At 68.9% G+C, this 14,932-nt stretch carries 11 protein-coding genes; 7 read left to right on the top strand and 4 right to left on the bottom strand.

Annotated features, from left to right (window positions below; genetic code table 11):
- Positions 1-22: 22 nt before the first annotated feature.
- Genes OG344_RS16455 through OG344_RS16445 form a run of 3 tightly spaced genes read right to left on the bottom strand, consistent with a single transcriptional unit; the run spans position 23 to position 4,906 of the window.
- Complete coding sequence (locus OG344_RS16455) at positions 23-1,084, bottom strand: enediyne biosynthesis protein (protein WP_405088962.1); 1,062 nt, start codon at positions 1,082-1,084, stop codon at positions 23-25.
- On the bottom strand, positions 1,081-3,063 hold the full coding sequence (locus OG344_RS16450) for an FG-GAP-like repeat-containing protein (protein WP_405088961.1): 1,983 nt from the start codon (positions 3,061-3,063) through the stop codon (positions 1,081-1,083). The genes OG344_RS16455 and OG344_RS16450 overlap by 4 nt, the downstream gene beginning before the upstream one ends.
- 55 nt (positions 3,064-3,118) lie before the next feature.
- The gene (locus OG344_RS16445) at positions 3,119-4,906 is read right to left on the bottom strand and encodes an NAD(P)/FAD-dependent oxidoreductase (RefSeq protein WP_405088960.1); all 1,788 of its coding nucleotides are present in this window, start codon (positions 4,904-4,906) and stop codon (positions 3,119-3,121) included.
- Between the two features lie 729 nt (positions 4,907-5,635).
- Between OG344_RS16445 and OG344_RS16440 the strand changes: the two genes are divergently transcribed.
- The 3 genes from OG344_RS16440 (at position 5,636) to OG344_RS16430 (ending at position 8,888) form a co-directional block, all read left to right on the top strand.
- Positions 5,636-6,439 carry a helix-turn-helix transcriptional regulator gene (locus tag OG344_RS16440; protein WP_405088959.1) on the top strand — a complete coding sequence of 268 codons (804 nt, stop codon included), beginning with the start codon at positions 5,636-5,638 and terminating at the stop codon, positions 6,437-6,439.
- A gap of 83 nt (positions 6,440-6,522) precedes the next feature.
- Entirely contained in the window at positions 6,523-7,524 is a 1,002-nt protein-coding gene (locus OG344_RS16435; protein WP_405088958.1) for a DUF1702 family protein, read from the top strand.
- Positions 7,521-8,888: a cytochrome P450 gene (locus tag OG344_RS16430; RefSeq protein ID WP_405088957.1), complete on the top strand. Its 1,368-nt coding sequence runs from the start codon at positions 7,521-7,523 to the stop codon at positions 8,886-8,888. The genes OG344_RS16435 and OG344_RS16430 overlap by 4 nt, the downstream gene beginning before the upstream one ends.
- 66 nt (positions 8,889-8,954) lie before the next feature.
- On the opposite strand, the gene OG344_RS16425 is transcribed toward OG344_RS16430, so the two are convergent.
- Entirely contained in the window at positions 8,955-10,499 is a 1,545-nt protein-coding gene (locus OG344_RS16425) for a GMC family oxidoreductase N-terminal domain-containing protein (protein WP_327044143.1), read from the bottom strand.
- A gap of 350 nt (positions 10,500-10,849) precedes the next feature.
- On the opposite strand from OG344_RS16425, the gene OG344_RS16420 reads away from it, so the two are divergent.
- The 4 genes from OG344_RS16420 to OG344_RS16405 are packed head-to-tail and all read left to right on the top strand — an operon-like array spanning position 10,850 to position 14,794.
- Positions 10,850-11,671, top strand: coding sequence for an SAM-dependent methyltransferase (locus OG344_RS16420; protein WP_405088956.1), 822 nt, complete (start codon positions 10,850-10,852; stop codon positions 11,669-11,671).
- 8 nt (positions 11,672-11,679) lie between these two features.
- Positions 11,680-13,230 carry a GMC family oxidoreductase gene (locus OG344_RS16415; RefSeq protein WP_405088955.1) on the top strand — a complete coding sequence of 517 codons (1,551 nt, stop codon included), beginning with the start codon at positions 11,680-11,682 and terminating at the stop codon, positions 13,228-13,230.
- Between the two features lie 47 nt (positions 13,231-13,277).
- On the top strand, positions 13,278-13,904 hold the full coding sequence (locus tag OG344_RS16410; protein ID WP_327044140.1) for a peroxidase-related enzyme: 627 nt from the start codon (positions 13,278-13,280) through the stop codon (positions 13,902-13,904).
- A gap of 14 nt (positions 13,905-13,918) precedes the next feature.
- Positions 13,919-14,794 carry an SDR family NAD(P)-dependent oxidoreductase gene (locus tag OG344_RS16405; protein WP_327044139.1) on the top strand — a complete coding sequence of 292 codons (876 nt, stop codon included), beginning with the start codon at positions 13,919-13,921 and terminating at the stop codon, positions 14,792-14,794.
- Positions 14,795-14,932: the final 138 nt, after the last annotated feature.

Genomic DNA, 14,932 nt, shown 5'->3' with positions numbered 1-14,932 from the left:
TCCCACTGTGCTCATTCGACGGTCATGATTCGACGGGTACGTGCGGTGCCCGCCCGTGCCCGCCCAGTCGCACGTCCGTCGTCACCCGCACCCGGCCCGGTTCCTCTCCCGTCACGGGGGCGGCGTCGGACCCGCGCCGGGCCCGCGAACGCTGGATGAAGTGGTGGCTCCACCAGCCGAGACCGCGGACACCGCAGACGATCACCAGCGCGAAGAAGAGGGTGTAGGTGATGTTCAACTGCATCAGGATCCCGTAGACGATCGCGACCGAACTGCCGAACATGAACTGGGCGCGCGCCTTCATGGGCGTCGTTCCCGGGTCGGTGATCATGTAGTTGGTGAACAGGACGAACGCGACCCCGGTCATCGCGCCGAGCGCGGAGAACAGCGCGACGTCCCAGATCCCGTGCCGGACGAACGCCTGGATGGCGAAGCCTCCCATCCAGCCGAGGATCAGGGGCACCTTGCGGGTGAGCATGGCGTTGAGCACGGTGCCGGCGGTGATGATGATCAAGGGGATCATCAGCCGGAAGAAGGTGTTGACGTTCTCGGTGAACTCGTACGGCGGTGCGATGCTGACCCAGCTGCTGAAGGAGACCAGGACCACCGCGATGCCGAAGTTCGACGGGTTCATGAAGTGCCGCATCCGCCCGTTGACGGGCGCCTGGAACACGTGCTTGCCGGCGACCCCGACGAACACCCCGAAGATGATCGGCAGGATCTGGTTGTTGGCGTAGAGCAGCATGTTGACGGCGAGGGACGTGATGTGGGCCGGCAGCAGGAACTCGTACACGCCGCGCGGTCCCGCACCCAGGAAGCGAGGCCGCCGCCGGTACGCCCACGCACTGACCATCTCAAGCGTGATCTCGGTCGTGTACCCCGTCGCCAGGGCGATGATCGGCCATAACCAGGGCTGCTCGAAGCCGAGGACGGCATAGCCGAAGATGTTCAGGACGCTGATCGACATGGCGAAGTTACGCAGGGCGATATACCGTGCGTCCGGCTTCGGCTTCGGCTTCGCGGAGTCGACCGTCGAACCAGACGGGGCGCTGTCACCCGCATGGTGGTGCAGGACGGCGGTCATCGGCTGGGAACCTCCTTGACGGAGTCGGTGAGCATCAGGTTGTGGACACCGGGCGTGAGCGAGAGCGACTGCTGGTGCGACGCTCCGCCGACATCACGCCACCGGACACGGGCGGAGACGGGGCCGGCGTACGAACCGAGCCCGAAACGGACGTCGAAACTGCGGAACCCGACGTGGCCCCCGCCACCGTCGAGCTGCGAGATCTGGGCGCCCCGCGGTGTCGTGATCTCGACCGTGGCGCCGTAGGCGGGACTGCCGATCATCTTCAGGCCGCTGCCCGCGCCGGACGGCGTGGTGGACGGACGGTACAGCTTGAGTTCGAGGACGTTGCCGCGGTTCGGTGCCTGATTGGCGTAGAACGCCGGCGGTCCCCACTGCCGCGCCACCGCGAAGTCCAGCGCGCCGGTGCTGGTGGTGTCGCCGGTGGCGACCGCGCGTGTCGGGGTCTGCACCGCCAGGCCCAGCAGGGAGCTGATGTTCACGTAGGTGCCGCTGGAGTTCTTGGCGTAGAAGGCGAGGGCCTCATGGCCCGAGACGTCGTCGCCGGGCTGGAAGTTGGGCCACATGTCCGGGTTGTCCAAGAGCTCGTCGTTCATGGTGGCCGCCTCCTGCAGCCAGTTCCACCGGTTGACCTCGCCCTTGACGAAACCGGTGGTCTGGACGACCTCCTTCTCACCGCTGTTCAGGAAGTCGTCCGCCTTGACGTCCCAGCACCAGCCGGTCCAGGCCAGGCCGTACTGCTGGGCCTGTTGCGTGAAGGGGGCGATCCCGGCGCCGAGCTGGCGCGCCATCTCGGCCTCGCTCTTGGTCTGGTTGATGAAGACGAAGTTGCTCTCCTGCAGGCCCCAGGGGACGTTGATGTTGCTGACCAGGAAGTCGAACCGGCCGTTGCCGGTCAGATCGGCGAAGTCGACGCCCATCCCCTTGAAGGAGCCGTTCCCGAGCACGAACGACTTCGGGGTCGTCGGGGTGCGTTGCCCCTTGACCTCCGTGAACTTGATCCGGCCCGGCGTCGACTGGTTGTAGAGAAGGTAGCCGTGGCCGAAGTCGTTGGCGAGGTACACCTCCGCCAGCCCGTCACCGGTGAGATCGGCACCGGAGATCGCGAGCGTCCAGCCGGTGGAGTTCTCGAACGGGATGGCGTCGTGGTCCTCGACGTAGGCGGCCTGCGGATCGGTGCCCGCCGTCGCGCTGACCCAGCGCAGCACATGAGCGCCGCCGGCGTTGTTCGCGGAGGAGAAGCTGTTGGGCATCAGGACGTTCTTGATGCCCTTCGGATCCAGCACGTCCGAGTCGGGCCAGTAGTTGCCGATGACCACCGACGGGTGCCCGCTGCCGTCGAGATCGCCGATGTACACGGCGTCGGTGTTCCACCGCGGGCCGTGGTATCTGCCGTCGAGCGTTTGTGAGGGCACGAGTTCCCGCGGCACGTACGCACTCGGTGAAGGCGTCGTGGCGTCCGACTTCGGCAGGAACAGGATCGGGGTCCGGCCCCAGTACGTCACGAGGAAGCCGATGCGGCCGTCACCGGTGAAGTCGCCGGGCGCACAACCGGTCGGCGCCATCGTGCCGTCGTACGGCAGCGGCGCGGGGTTCAGGGTGAACGGCGTGAACCGGTCACTCGCCGGCGCCGTGGGCGTGTAGGTCACGATCGCCTGGTTGGTCCGGGTGTCGACGATGCACATGCCGTCCGCGCGGCCGTGGCCGGTGACGTCGTTGATGGCGATGCCGGCCCCGACCGCGGAGATCCAGGAGCGGATCTTGTGATAGGACGGATTCACCTCCCGGATCGTGTTCATGTGCTGGTTGTCGTAGCCGGGCGGTAGCGCGATCGGCAGCTCCTGGAATTTGTACTTCGCGGCAGCGCGCTCGCCGCCGGAGACCGCGACAGCCGCGTTCGCGCTGAGACACAACGACGTGCCGACGGCGACCGCCAGCACTCCCGGTACCAGCCGGCGGAGACGCTCACGTTGCCTCACTGCTCTCTCCTCTCGAAACACCGTTCATGAAGACGCGGGGTCCCTCCCCGCTCGGCTAGGCCACGCTCTGCGAACTCCCGGCCGGGTCGAACTCGGTCGGTTCGTCCGCGAAGGGGGTGACCGGCGGAATGGGCGTCACGAGATGCGGGTGTGCGTCCAGCGCCGGCGCCGTGTGGCGCCAGTCGCCGTTGTCCGCGAAGAAGACGTCACGCAGCGCGGAGAAGCCGCGCCGCCATGCCTGACGCGTCTCGTCCAGCACGAAGCCCGCACCGTCGCGCGCGTAGGTGAGCAGCGGGAAGGTGCAGTTCTCCCGGTACGTCGCGTCGCCGTGGGACCGGTACCACATGACGTGCCGGGCACCGGGGATCAGTGTGAACGTCGCCGTGGCGGTTTTCCCCGGATCACCGAACCCCATGTACGGCGGCAGGAAGTCGACCTGGCGGAACCGCGCGAAGATGCGCTCGCTCGCCTCCGCGTGGGTGATCTCGCCGTCGACGGCCGCCTCCATGTCGGCGCGCGAGGCCCGCACCACGTCGACGACGCCCGGCAGGTGGCTGCCGAGCACGCCCATCCGGCTCGGCTCGGTCGTCTTCATCAGGTACGAGCGATCCTTGGTCTTGTGGTAGCGCACCCAGAGCGACAACGGGCCGAATGTGCCGAGCAGGCTCCCCATGACCCAGTTGCGGTTCCACGCGTTCCAGGTGTCGTAGCTGGCGAACGAGTCGAACGCCCCGGACACGATCGCGTCGTAGTGGTCGAATCCGCGGTTGACCACGTCTTCCACGAACTGGAACCGCTCCATGGAGTAGTCGTCGTCGGCGACGGCTTTGAGCAGCGCCTCGGCGATCAGGTCGATCGCGACGATGAGCACCGACATGCCGCTGGAGTAGAGCGGATCGACGAACGCGGCCGCGTGCGGGAGCTGGATCAGGCGGGGCGCGATCAGGTGCGGTGAGGAGTACTGGATGCGGCCCGACCTGACCCACGGCCGCACGGCCTCCGCCTCGGCGAAGTGGCGCGCGACCGTCGGGTAGGCGGAGATGATCCGGCGGAACTCCTGCTCCGGCGTCCCCTGCGGCTCGGGGTGCTTGCGCCGGTCGAGCATCAGCCCGACGCTCGTCAGCGGGTTGGTGGCATCGCGGTGGTTGCCGAACGGGATGACCCACATCCAGCCGCCGTCGAAGACGTGGTGCATGGTGGACTGGCCGAGCGGCGAGATCAGGCGGCTCCTGCCCCGGGAGTCCAGCAGCAGATCGGCGCTCCTGAGTCCCACCATGTGGGTGTAGAGGGCGCGCGTGTCGGTCCGGAAGCGTGGCACCTCGTCGCGCAGGCCGAGCTGGTCCGAGACCATCGACCGCATGCCCGAGGCGTCGATCAGGAGTTTGGCCCGGTACGTCTGGCCGGATTCCGCGCGCAGCTCGACCTCGTCGTCGCCGAACTTGATCTCGGAGACGCGCGTCTGGGAGTGGAACGTCGCCCCGTACTTGACTGAGAGCGCCGCGAGGAACGCGTCCGTGTCCTGGCGGAACAGGTGCGAGTCGGGGCCGACGGGCGGTGCCAGCGTGCCGAACTGGTTGATCTCGTCGGGGCGGTTCTCCTCGCCGGCGCGGTGATACATGAAGCCGAACGAGCGCTTCACGCCGCAATTGCTGCTGACATGGTTCCGGAGCTTGTGGAACGTGCCGATCCACCCGATCTCCGGAACGCCGTACTTCTCGGCGACGATGCGCAGGCGGAGCCCGGTTTCCGGGATCAATGACTCACCGATGGTGAACCTGGGATGGCTCGCCCCCTCGAGCAGGAGCGTCGAGACCCCCTGTTTGGCGAGGATGCTCGCGAGCATCGAGCCGCCTATTCCCGATCCTAGGATGGCCACGTCAAATCGGTTGGACAGCATCGTTCTCCAAATTTCGATTGACTGCGGATGGGCTTCTGGGGGGAGCGCCTGAACTCGCCGTCGCCAGCATTGCACCGGGTTTCGCGCCCGTCCTTCTCCTGCCTTGCTTCGATTGGAATTCGGCCGCGTCGCCGCGCAATCCCAAATGCCGGACAGCGCAATCTATAAGAAGCCGCCGAACCCCTCGGCGATTTACTCGGCACGACGAAGGGCGGGCCGCGGCGGGCCTCCTCCGTGGCCGGCGGCCTACCGGTGCCCCCGGAGCCAGGAGGCGCGTCGTGCGTCCGCTTCGGGGGACGGCGGGGTCGGGATAGGCCGCAAAGAGCACGGTCCCGCTGAAGTCGAGCACCCCTGACCAGCCTAGGCGTCCCGGCGGCCCACGACTTCTTTCGTATTGACCCCGTTCGGTGCGTCACCGGTTCGGCACGCAGGGGCACCACAGGAAACCGGCACCGCTACCGCACCCACGCAAGCAAGTTCAAAGAAGTGGAATCGGGAAGGACCTGCGCATAATGAGCTGACCACCCCCGGGCAGCCACCTCACAAGCAAATACTCGGGAGTGTTATCCCTGGAGAGCAAGACAACCGGATCAAGCGGGTTGGGGCGCAGAGAAACGATCAAGCCTGTTGCTTCTAGAGAACGGGGGTTCTATGGAGGAGATCTGTAGAGAGGCCGTGGAACGTTCGATAACGATGATGTGGAATCACTATAGTGAACCTCTGTCCCTTGATGACATAGCCGACAGCGCCAAATTGAGCAAGTTCTACTTCTCGCGAATCTTCCGGTCCGTCACCGGCACGTCGCCCGGGCGTTTCCTGAGCGCGATCCGTCTCTACAGCGCCAAGCGCCTGCTGCTGGACACGTCACTGAGTGTCACCGATATCACCTACATGGTCGGATACAACAGCCTTGGAACGTTCACCACCCGCTTCCGCCGAAGCGTCGGCGTGACGCCGGCCCGCTTCCGTACGCTCTTCCGCGGTGGCCGGCCGTCGTTCCCGCCCTTCGCGGGGGACTCGCGCCGCCCGTCCGGCGCGGTGCACGGCATGATGGTGCTGCCGCCGAGCAACTCGCCGCTCCGCGTCTACGTCGGCGTGTTCAGCAGTCCCATCGTCGAGGGGATGCCGGTCTCCTGCGACATCATCGACAGCCCTGCCGACTGTTGTCGTCTGCGCGAGTACCGGCTCGCCTCGGTTCCTGTCGGCGAGTGGTACGTCCGTGCGGTGGCCATCGCGGTGTGCGGGGCCGGCCTCGATCCGCGGCCATGGGCCAGGCCCGGTTTCGTGGGCGACGGGCGCCCCTTCGCCATACGGGCGGGTGAAGAGGTCGAGATCGACATCCCGATGCGCGACATGGACCTGACCGACCTGCCGATCCTGCTGGCGCTTCCCGAGCTGGACCAGCAGGTCTTTCCCGGGCACAGGCCGATCGTGCAACCACGCCCGGAACTCGCTTCGGGCCGACGCAACGTCATCTAGGCGAGCACGGAGCGGGCGCCCCGAACCCCGGCCTGCGAGATCCCGCTCGGGCGTTCGGGCGATCCGTTCAGAGGAGAGGAAAAATGGCCAGTGGTTGGCGAGCGCTCAGACGCCGGATCCTGACGCCGAGCATGAAGGAGGCGAATCTCTCGGTCCGCGGCTTCCATGTGAAGGACTCCGCCGCGCGGTCGATGCTGGAAACGATCGGTGAGACGTTCCTCACCGGATACGCGTACGCCGTCGAGGCGCGCCACCCGGAGGAGGCCGAGGAGCGTCTTGAGCAGCTGCCTTGGCAGTTCCGCGGCTTCGCGTACGAGGGCGCCGGCATGGGTTTCGCGGTCCGCGACGGCCTCCCGTTCGGAGGCCACCACGTGAGCCGGTTCCTCCAGGGCAAGGCCGACGACCACGTGTACATGGTCTACGTCGGGATCGGCTGGGCCATGGCCAGGCTGCCGCGGTTCCGCTGGGCCAAGGCATCCGCCGCCGCGACGGATCCGGTGCTGCGCTGGCTCGTGCTCGACGGCTATGGATTCCACCAGGCCTACTTCCACACCGACCGGTACGTGCACCGGCAATACCGGGAGCCGGACTTCCCCTGGCCGGCCGACGGCCCGGCCCGGTACGCGAGCCGCGCGATCGACCAGGGCATCGGGCGCGCGATCTGGTTCGTCGGCGGAGCCGACCCCGAGATGGCCGCCGACCTGATCGACGCGTTCGACGAGAGCCGGCGGGCCGACCTGTACAGCGGCGCCGGCCTGGCCGCGACCTATGCGGGCGCGGCGGACGAAGCGGAGCTGCGGGCTCTCCGGCGGCGCGCCCGGAACTACTCGCCGCAGGTCGCCCAGGGCGGCGTGTTCGCCGGCGCGGCCCGGTTCCGCGCCGGCCTGGTGACCCCGCACACCACACTGGCGGCCGGGCTGCTCTGCGGCGTCACGCCGGAACAGGCGTCCGAACTGGCCGATACGTCCCGTGCCGAGGCCGAGGCGACCAGTGCCGAACCTTCCGGCCCCTCGGGCGTCCCCGCCTACGAGCTCTGGCGGCGGCGCATCGTCTCGGGGCTCTCCAATCTGGAGACCGCGCCGTGACGACCCGAGGCCTGTCGGCCGCGCGGAACGACCCCCGCATCCCCGGGCCGCCCCGTACCTCCACCCTGGCCGTCCTGGCGAGGATGATGCGGAGCCGCCTGGACGTCATGACCTGGGCCGCCGCCGAGTACGGTGACGCCGTCCGTCTGCCGCTCGGCCCCAAGACGCTCTACTTCTTCAACCACCCGGACCACGCCAAGCACGTCCTGGCCGACAACGCGGGGAACTACACCAAGGGCCTGGGCATGGTCCACGCCCGGCGCGCTCTCGGGGACGGTCTGCTCACCAGCGAGGGAGAGCTCTGGCGCAGGCAGCGCAAGACGATCCAGCCGGTGTTCCAGGCCAGACGGATCGCCGCCCAGCTCGGCGCCATCGCCGACGAGGCCGAGCAGCTGACGGCACGGCTCCGCTCCCATGGCGGCCGGGGCCGGGTGGACCTGCGCGAGGAGATGACCGCGTTCACTCTGGGCGTGCTCGGGCGCACGCTGGTCGACGCCGACCTCGGCATGTTCGAGTCGATCGCCGGGTCGTTCGAGGCCGTCCAGGACCAGGCGATGTTCGACGCCATCACGCTGGGCGCGGTGCCGCTCTGGCTTCCGCTGCCCCGTCAGGTCCGCTTCCGGCGGGCCAGGCGGGACCTTCAGCGCATCGTCGACACGCTGGCCGCCGCCCGCGCGGCCAAGCCCGCCGGCGACGACGTCGTCTCCCGGCTGATCGAGTCGATCCGCCGCGAACCCGACCGGCACGCCGGACGGATCCGCATGCGCGATGAGCTGGTCACCCTGCTGCTCGCCGGGCACGAGACCACGGCCAGCACGCTGACCTGGGCGCTCCACCTGCTGGACGAGCATCCGGAGGCATGGAGGCGGCTGCACGACGAGGCCGTCGAGGTGTTCGGGAGAGGCCCGTTGACCATCGAGAGTCTGCACGGGCTCACCTACACGACGCAGGTCCTCGAAGAGACCCTCCGCCTGTATCCCCCGGTCTGGCTGCTGCCGAGGATCGCCCGCGCGGACGACGAGATCGGCGGATTCCCCGTCCCGGCGGGCGCCGACGTCCTCCTCTGCCCGTACCTGCTGCACCGGCACCCCGCGTTCTGGACGTCGCCCCTGCGCTTCGACCCGGAGCGATTCACTCCCTCCGCGTCAGCGGGCCGGAACCGCTACTCCTACATCCCGTTCGGCGCGGGGCCGCGTTTCTGCGTCGGCAACAGCCTCGGCATGATGGAGGCCACCGTCGCGCTCGCGACAGTGGCCCGCGACCTGCGCCTGACCAAGGTGCCGGGATACCGGGTGACCGGCGAGGCGATGCTGACCCTGCAGATCCGCGGCGGCCTGCCGGTGACGGTACGCCCGGCGAACTGACAAAGGCCGGGCGCGTACGGAACCGGCCGGGACGCTGATCCGCCCCGGCCGGTTCGTGCCGTCCGGCTACTCGCGCAGCCAGTCGGCCGTACGCTCACCGATCATGATCGAGGTGAGGTTTGTGTTCGCGCGGACGGTGTTGGGCATGATCGAGGCGTCGCAGACGTAGAGGGACTCCATGCCGTGCACCGCGCCCCGCTCGTCGACGACGGCCGAGGGGTCCTCCGCCGGCCCCATGCGCACCGTCCCGACCGGATGGTAGGCGCTGTCGAGGCTCGTCTTGACGTACTGCCGGATCATGTCGTCGTTTTCGATCATCGCCTCGCGCAGGATGACGAAACCCTGTCCCAGACCGCGGATGCCGGGGTGGGCCGCCAGGCGCCAGCAGGTGCGCACGCCCTCCACGAGGAGGTCCAGCTCCCGGCCGTCGTCATTGAGGAAGTTCAGCTCGATCCGCGGCTGCGCCAGCGGATCCGCCGAGGTCAGCGCGAGCGTCCCGCGGGAGCGCGGGCGCTGCGACACGACCATCACGCCGTAGATCATCGTCGTCCCCGAGAGCATCTGGAGTTCGGGGAAGTGAGCCAGGTCGAAGTGGTTCACCATGTAGAACTGCAGGTCGTTCGTCTCGTCGGAGCCGGGCGCGGTCGTGCGGAGGATCTCCTGCAGGAAGGGGACCGACGGGTCGCACGCGCCGGGTCGTGGGGTGAGAAACGCTCCGGTGCGCTGGTGGTCCACCAGGTTCGCGCCGACGCCCGGCAGGTCGGCCCGGCAGTCGATGCCGAGCCGCCGCAGGTCCGCCGAAGGGCCGATGCCGGATCGCATGAGGATCATCGGCGACGCCACGGCGCCGGCCGCCAGGATCACCCGCCGCGCGGTGATCGTCTCGTAGCCGCCGCCGGCCGTTCCGGCCACCACGCCGGCCGCGCGCTGCCCCTCGAAGATGACCCGGTCGACGACCGTATGGGTCCTGATGTCCAGGTTGGGGCGTCCGCGCGCCGGCGTCAGATAGGCCATGGCGGTGGTGACCCGGTTCGCGGCGTCCCGCCGGTTCGACGGAATCGGGCCCACTCCCGAGGCGTCGGGGTGGTTGTGGTCCTTGGCCTCGGGGAAGCCCGCCTCGATGCAGGCCTCGACGAAGGCGACCTGCCCCGGCAACAGCTCGTCGGGGCGCCAGCGGCGGATCGGGTACGGGCCGCCCTGCCCGTGGTACTCACCACCGAAGTCGAGGTCGTCCTCCAGACGCCGGAAGTAGGGCAGCACCTCCTGCCAGGACCACGCCGGGTTCCCGGCCCGCGCCCACTCGTCGTAGTCCGCGGGAAGGCCGCGCAGCGCGACCGTGGCGCCCACCGCCGAGGAGCCGCCCGTCACCTTGCCGCGCGGAAAGCGGATCCTCCGCCCGTCCCGGATGTCGGCCTTGAACTGCCAATCGTGGTCGTGAAAGGACATCGCATTGCCGGAGCGGATCTCGTCGGGGGTCTCCTGCGGCGTCAGATAATCGGGTCCGGCCTCAAGGAGAAGCACGCGCCGCGACGCGTCCTCACTTAGTCGTGCCGCGAGCACGGCACCGGCCGATCCGGCGCCGACGACGATGTCATCGTACTGAGGCGTCATACGTGATCCTCGCTGATCTGGGCTGGGGGAATCGCGACGCGAAACAAGTGCGCGTCGCCCACTGAACGCGGACGCGCCTTTCTTTTTCCGAGCGTCTTTTCCGGGCGTCCTTTCCAGAGCGTGGCATCGGCGGGGGCGGCGAACTACTCCGGAATTGCCCGGCATTGCCCGGCATTGAAGAAGGCCGAACGGCGTTGAAGGGCGTTGAACGGCATTGTCGGCGCGCTGAGCACGCTAAGAGAAGCCCCGCTCTCCTTCTGGCGTCACGCTGTTCTCGTGAACGCTCTTCAACACCGCGAGCTTCGATGCCGCGGCTCCAAGGAGGCGGCAGCATGCAGGAGAGCCAACCGATGACCATGGATCCGGCGGTGGCGCCGGCCGGGGTGAACCCGATGATCCCCAACACTGCGAGGATCATGGACTACCTGCTCGGCGGGACCGAGCACTTCGCGGTCGACCGCACCGTCGGCGACACCGCGTTCGTCAACTGGCCGGGCGAGACCGGCGGCATCGAAGGGGTCCGCGTCGACCTCCACGCGGCGCGCGACGCCCTCCGGCGCATCGTCGGACACCTCGCGGGCGAGTGCGGGATCCGACAGTTCCTGGACCTCGCCAGCGGGCTGCCGACGATGGGCAACACCCACGAGGCCGCACGCGCGGTCGCGCCGGGCTGCCGGGTCGTCTACGTCGACAACGCCGCCTCCGTCGCGGCGCACGGGCAGTACCTGCTCGCCTCCGACCCCGACACCCTCTTCCTGGAGGCCGACTTCCGCGATCCGGAGGACATCCTCCGCAGGGCCGCCGCGACGCTCGACTACTCCCGGCCCGTCGGGCTCATCCTGTTCGGCGTGCTCCACTTCGTGGACGACTCCGAGGGGCCCCGGCGGATCGTGGACGAACTGCTCGACGCCGTCCCCTCCGGCAGCTACCTGGCGCTTTCCCATTTCGCCAAGGACGACGCGGACACGGCGATGAACGCGATGCTCACCGAAATGGACAAGCAGACCGGCGACGCCGTGACGCGGCGGACCCGCTCCGAGGTCGAGCGGTTCTTCGACGGCATGGACATCGTGGCGCCCGGAGTGGTGGAGACGGAACTGTGGAGGCCGCCGCAGGGAGCCTCCGGACCCAGGCCGCTGCCCATGTGGTGCGGCCTCGCCCGCAAGCGGTGAGGATCGCGATGTCGTCATTGAAGGCTTTCGACGTCGATGACATCGTCGTGGGGGCGGGCAGCTCCGGCGCCGTGCTGGCCGCCCGGCTGAGCGAGGACCCCGGCCGGCGGGTGCTGCTGGTCGAGGCGGGGCCGCACTACGCGGCGACCGGAAGGACCCCGGACGATGTCCTTGACGCCAACACGATGTCGCTGGTGGACCACAGCTGGGGGTTCACGGCCCGGCTCACCCGCGACCGCCGCGTCATGCTCCCGCTCGCGAAGGTCACCGGCGGCTCCTCGGCGGTGGGTAACACCGTCGCGATCCGGGGCACGCCCGAGGATTACGACGAGTGGGCGAAGGACGGCAACCCGCTGTGGTCCTGGGAGCACGTGCAGCCGTTCTTCCGGGCGCTCGAGGACGATCTGGACTTCGGCGACCGCGAGTTCCACGGCCGCGGCGGCCCGGTTCCCATCCGGCGATGGCGGCCCGAGGAACTGACCGCGCTGCAGCAGGAGTTCCGCGACGCCTGCCTCGGCGCCGGCCACCCCTGGACCGACGACCACAACGACCCCGAGTCGACGGGCGTCGGGCCGATCCCGACGAACCGGCGCGATCTGCGGATCCGCGTCTCGACGGCGATGGCGTACCTCTGGCCGGTGGCGGGGCGGGAGAACCTCCGGATCCTGCCCCGCGCCCTCGTCGATCGGGTCGTGTTCGAGGGGCAGCGCGCGGCGGGCGTGGTCCTGGCCGCCGATGGCGGCCCGTTCGAGACGATCCGCGCGCGGCGCGTGATCCTGGCGGCCGGAGCGATCGGCTCGCCGGCGATCCTGCTCCGCTCGGGCGTCGGGCCCGCGGAGGACCTGCGCGCGCTCGGCGTCCCTGTGCGGGCGGACCTGCCCGGGGTGGGCGCGGGGCTGACCGACCAGCCGCGCATCGGCGTGTTCATGACCCCCAAGCCGGGCAACGAGAACGAGGGCAAGTCGACCGGCCAGATCGTGACCCGCGCGACCGCCGACCGGTTCAACGATCTGTACTACGCGGCGGTCAACCGCTTCGACCTCACCCATCACTTCCCCGAACTGCGCCGGGTCGCCGGGGCCAGGGCGGTGTTCGGCGTGATGGTCGTGCTCCGCCGGCAGCACTCACGCGGCAAGGTCACCCTCGCGTCGTCCAATCCGTACATCGCACCCGCCGTCGATCTGGGGTACCTCTCCGACGAGCGCGACTACGGCCTGCTCGCCGACGGCGTCAGGGGCTGCTGGGACCTGGTCCGCTCACCGAAGATCTTCGACAAGGGCGAACAGCTGGTCGCGGTGGACGAGCGCGTCATGGACGACGACCAGGCCCTGCGCGGCTACATCGAAAGCGCCGTCGACAGCGCCTACAACCCGGTGGGCACGGCGCGTATGGGGCCCGACGGCGACGCGCGGGCGGTCGTCGACCAGCACTGCGCGGTGTACGGGGTGGAGAACCTCCATGTCGTGGACGCGTCCGTCATGCCCAGCATGGTCTGCGCCAACACGCACCTCAACGTCGTCATGATCGGCGAGCGCGCGGCCGCGTTGCTGCGCCGCTGAACGCGCGGCGCGTGCTCCGGCCGGCGCGTGAGAAGAAAGGTAGGCAGATGGATTCGAACTCAGGGGTCCGCGTTCGCCTGATCGACGAGGCGGACGCGGCGGGACGGGTGGCGGAGCTCTACGAGCGGGCCAAGGAGGTGACCGGACTGAACTTCGTTCCCGACATGTTCCGGCTGGTCTCCACCCGGCCCGAACTGCTCGAGACCATGCTGGCCGGTTTCAACGGCGTCTTCAACCACGGCCGGCTGCCGCGACAGACCAGGGAACTGATCTCGGCCTGGACGTCGAAGGTGAACCAGTGCCCGTACTGCGTCGGCACGCACAACTTCTTCCTCCAGGTCTTCGGCGGCAGCAAGGAGCTCGCCGACGCGATCGAGACGGCGGAATCGCCCGACGACCTCCCGGTGGACGAACGCGAGCGCGTGCTGCTGCACCTGCTGACCAAATTGAGCCGCGAGGCCTACCGGATCACCGACGCGGACTGGCAGCGGGCCCTGGCCGCCGGCTGGACGGAGGATGATCTGCTCGAGGCGTTCTTCTGCGCGGCCCTGTTCAACTTTATCACCCGTCTGGTCGACGGCCTCGGGCTCGGCACCACCGTGACCAGGAGCCGCATCTCCCAGCAGGAGGTTCCGGACCACTCCGAGCCGGCAGCGGCCGCGGCGGCCGAATGAAACCGGAGCCGATCATGAAACCATCCCGCGCGGTGCTGATCACCGGTGTCTCCTCGCTGAGCGGTCTCTCCTCGGGGACCGGCAGGGCGCTCGCGCTCCGCCTGCATCGCGCCGGATGGCCGGTCTACGCGAGCGGCCGGAGCCTGGAGGGGCTCAAGGACCTGGAACAGGAGGGCATCACCACCCTGCGCGTCGACGTGACCGACGAGGAGTCGATGATCGAGGCGGTCGACCGGATCACCGCCGAACACGGCGCGGTGGGCGTGCTCATCAACAACGCCGCGTACAGCCTCAACGGCACGATCGAGCAGACCCCGATGGACGAGGTCCGCCGGCAGTTCGAGACGAACGTCTTCGGGCTCTCCCGGATGACACAACTGGTCCTGCCGGGCATGCGGGCGCAGGGGGCGGGCCGGGTCGTCATCATGTCGTCGATCTTCGGGCTCTTCGCGACCCCGGGACGCGGCTACTACGAGGCCACGAAGCACGCGCTCGAGGCGATCGGCGACTCCCTCCGGCTGGAGGTGAACCGCTTCGGCATCGAGGTCGTGGTCGTCGAACCCTCCCCCATCCTCGGCGCGTTCGTGCCCACCACCGTCGGCGATCTGGGGCTCGCGCCCGGCTCGGGCGACGATCCCTACGGCGATTTCTGGGAGCGTTTCGTCGTCTGGCACGGTGCGTATCGGGAGGTCGAGCACCCGAAGGGCCGAGGCCGGATGTCGCTTCGCGCCAACGAGGTGGCCGCCGTCGTCGAAAAGGCGATCACCGTGCGGCGCCCGCGGATCCGGTACCGCATCGGCATACCGGTGCGGCTGCTTCGCCCGCAGCGCGTCCTCTTCGGGGAGCGGGCCTGGGAGAAGTTCGTCCGCACGTTCTTCCCGACGCCCTAGCCGGCGTGTCCCGGCGGAATCCGGCCCGCGCCGCCACTCGTCGTGAGCACAACGGGAGAAGACCCCGGCACCCGATATGAGGACACTGGGACCACGGGTCGTCGGAGATCGAACACACATCTCAGGGCCGCAAGAAGG

The sequence above is a fragment of the Microbispora sp. NBC_01389 genome (assembly GCF_045040095.1).
GTDB lineage: Bacteria > Actinomycetota > Actinomycetes > Streptosporangiales > Streptosporangiaceae > Microbispora.
This window is presented reverse-complemented; position numbering and strand designations above follow the sequence as displayed.

Excerpts from the sequence above, each read along its gene's own strand:
- OG344_RS16455 (WP_405088962.1), bottom strand. The coding sequence starts at position 1,084 with ATGACCGCCGTCCTGCACCACCATGCGGGTGACAGCGCCCCGTCTGGT.
- OG344_RS16445 (WP_405088960.1), bottom strand. The coding sequence starts at position 4,906 with ATGCTCGCGAGCATCCTCGCCAAACAGGGGGTCTCGACGCTCCTGCTC.
- OG344_RS16435 (WP_405088958.1), top strand. The coding sequence starts at position 6,523 with ATGGCCAGTGGTTGGCGAGCGCTCAGACGCCGGATCCTGACGCCGAGC.
- OG344_RS16425 (WP_327044143.1), bottom strand. The coding sequence starts at position 10,499 with ATGACGCCTCAGTACGATGACATCGTCGTCGGCGCCGGATCGGCCGGT.
- OG344_RS16420 (WP_405088956.1), top strand. The coding sequence starts at position 10,850 with ATGACCATGGATCCGGCGGTGGCGCCGGCCGGGGTGAACCCGATGATC.
- OG344_RS16415 (WP_405088955.1), top strand. The coding sequence starts at position 11,680 with ATGTCGTCATTGAAGGCTTTCGACGTCGATGACATCGTCGTGGGGGCG.
- OG344_RS16410 (WP_327044140.1), top strand. The coding sequence starts at position 13,278 with ATGGATTCGAACTCAGGGGTCCGCGTTCGCCTGATCGACGAGGCGGAC.
- OG344_RS16405 (WP_327044139.1), top strand. The coding sequence starts at position 13,919 with ATGAAACCATCCCGCGCGGTGCTGATCACCGGTGTCTCCTCGCTGAGC.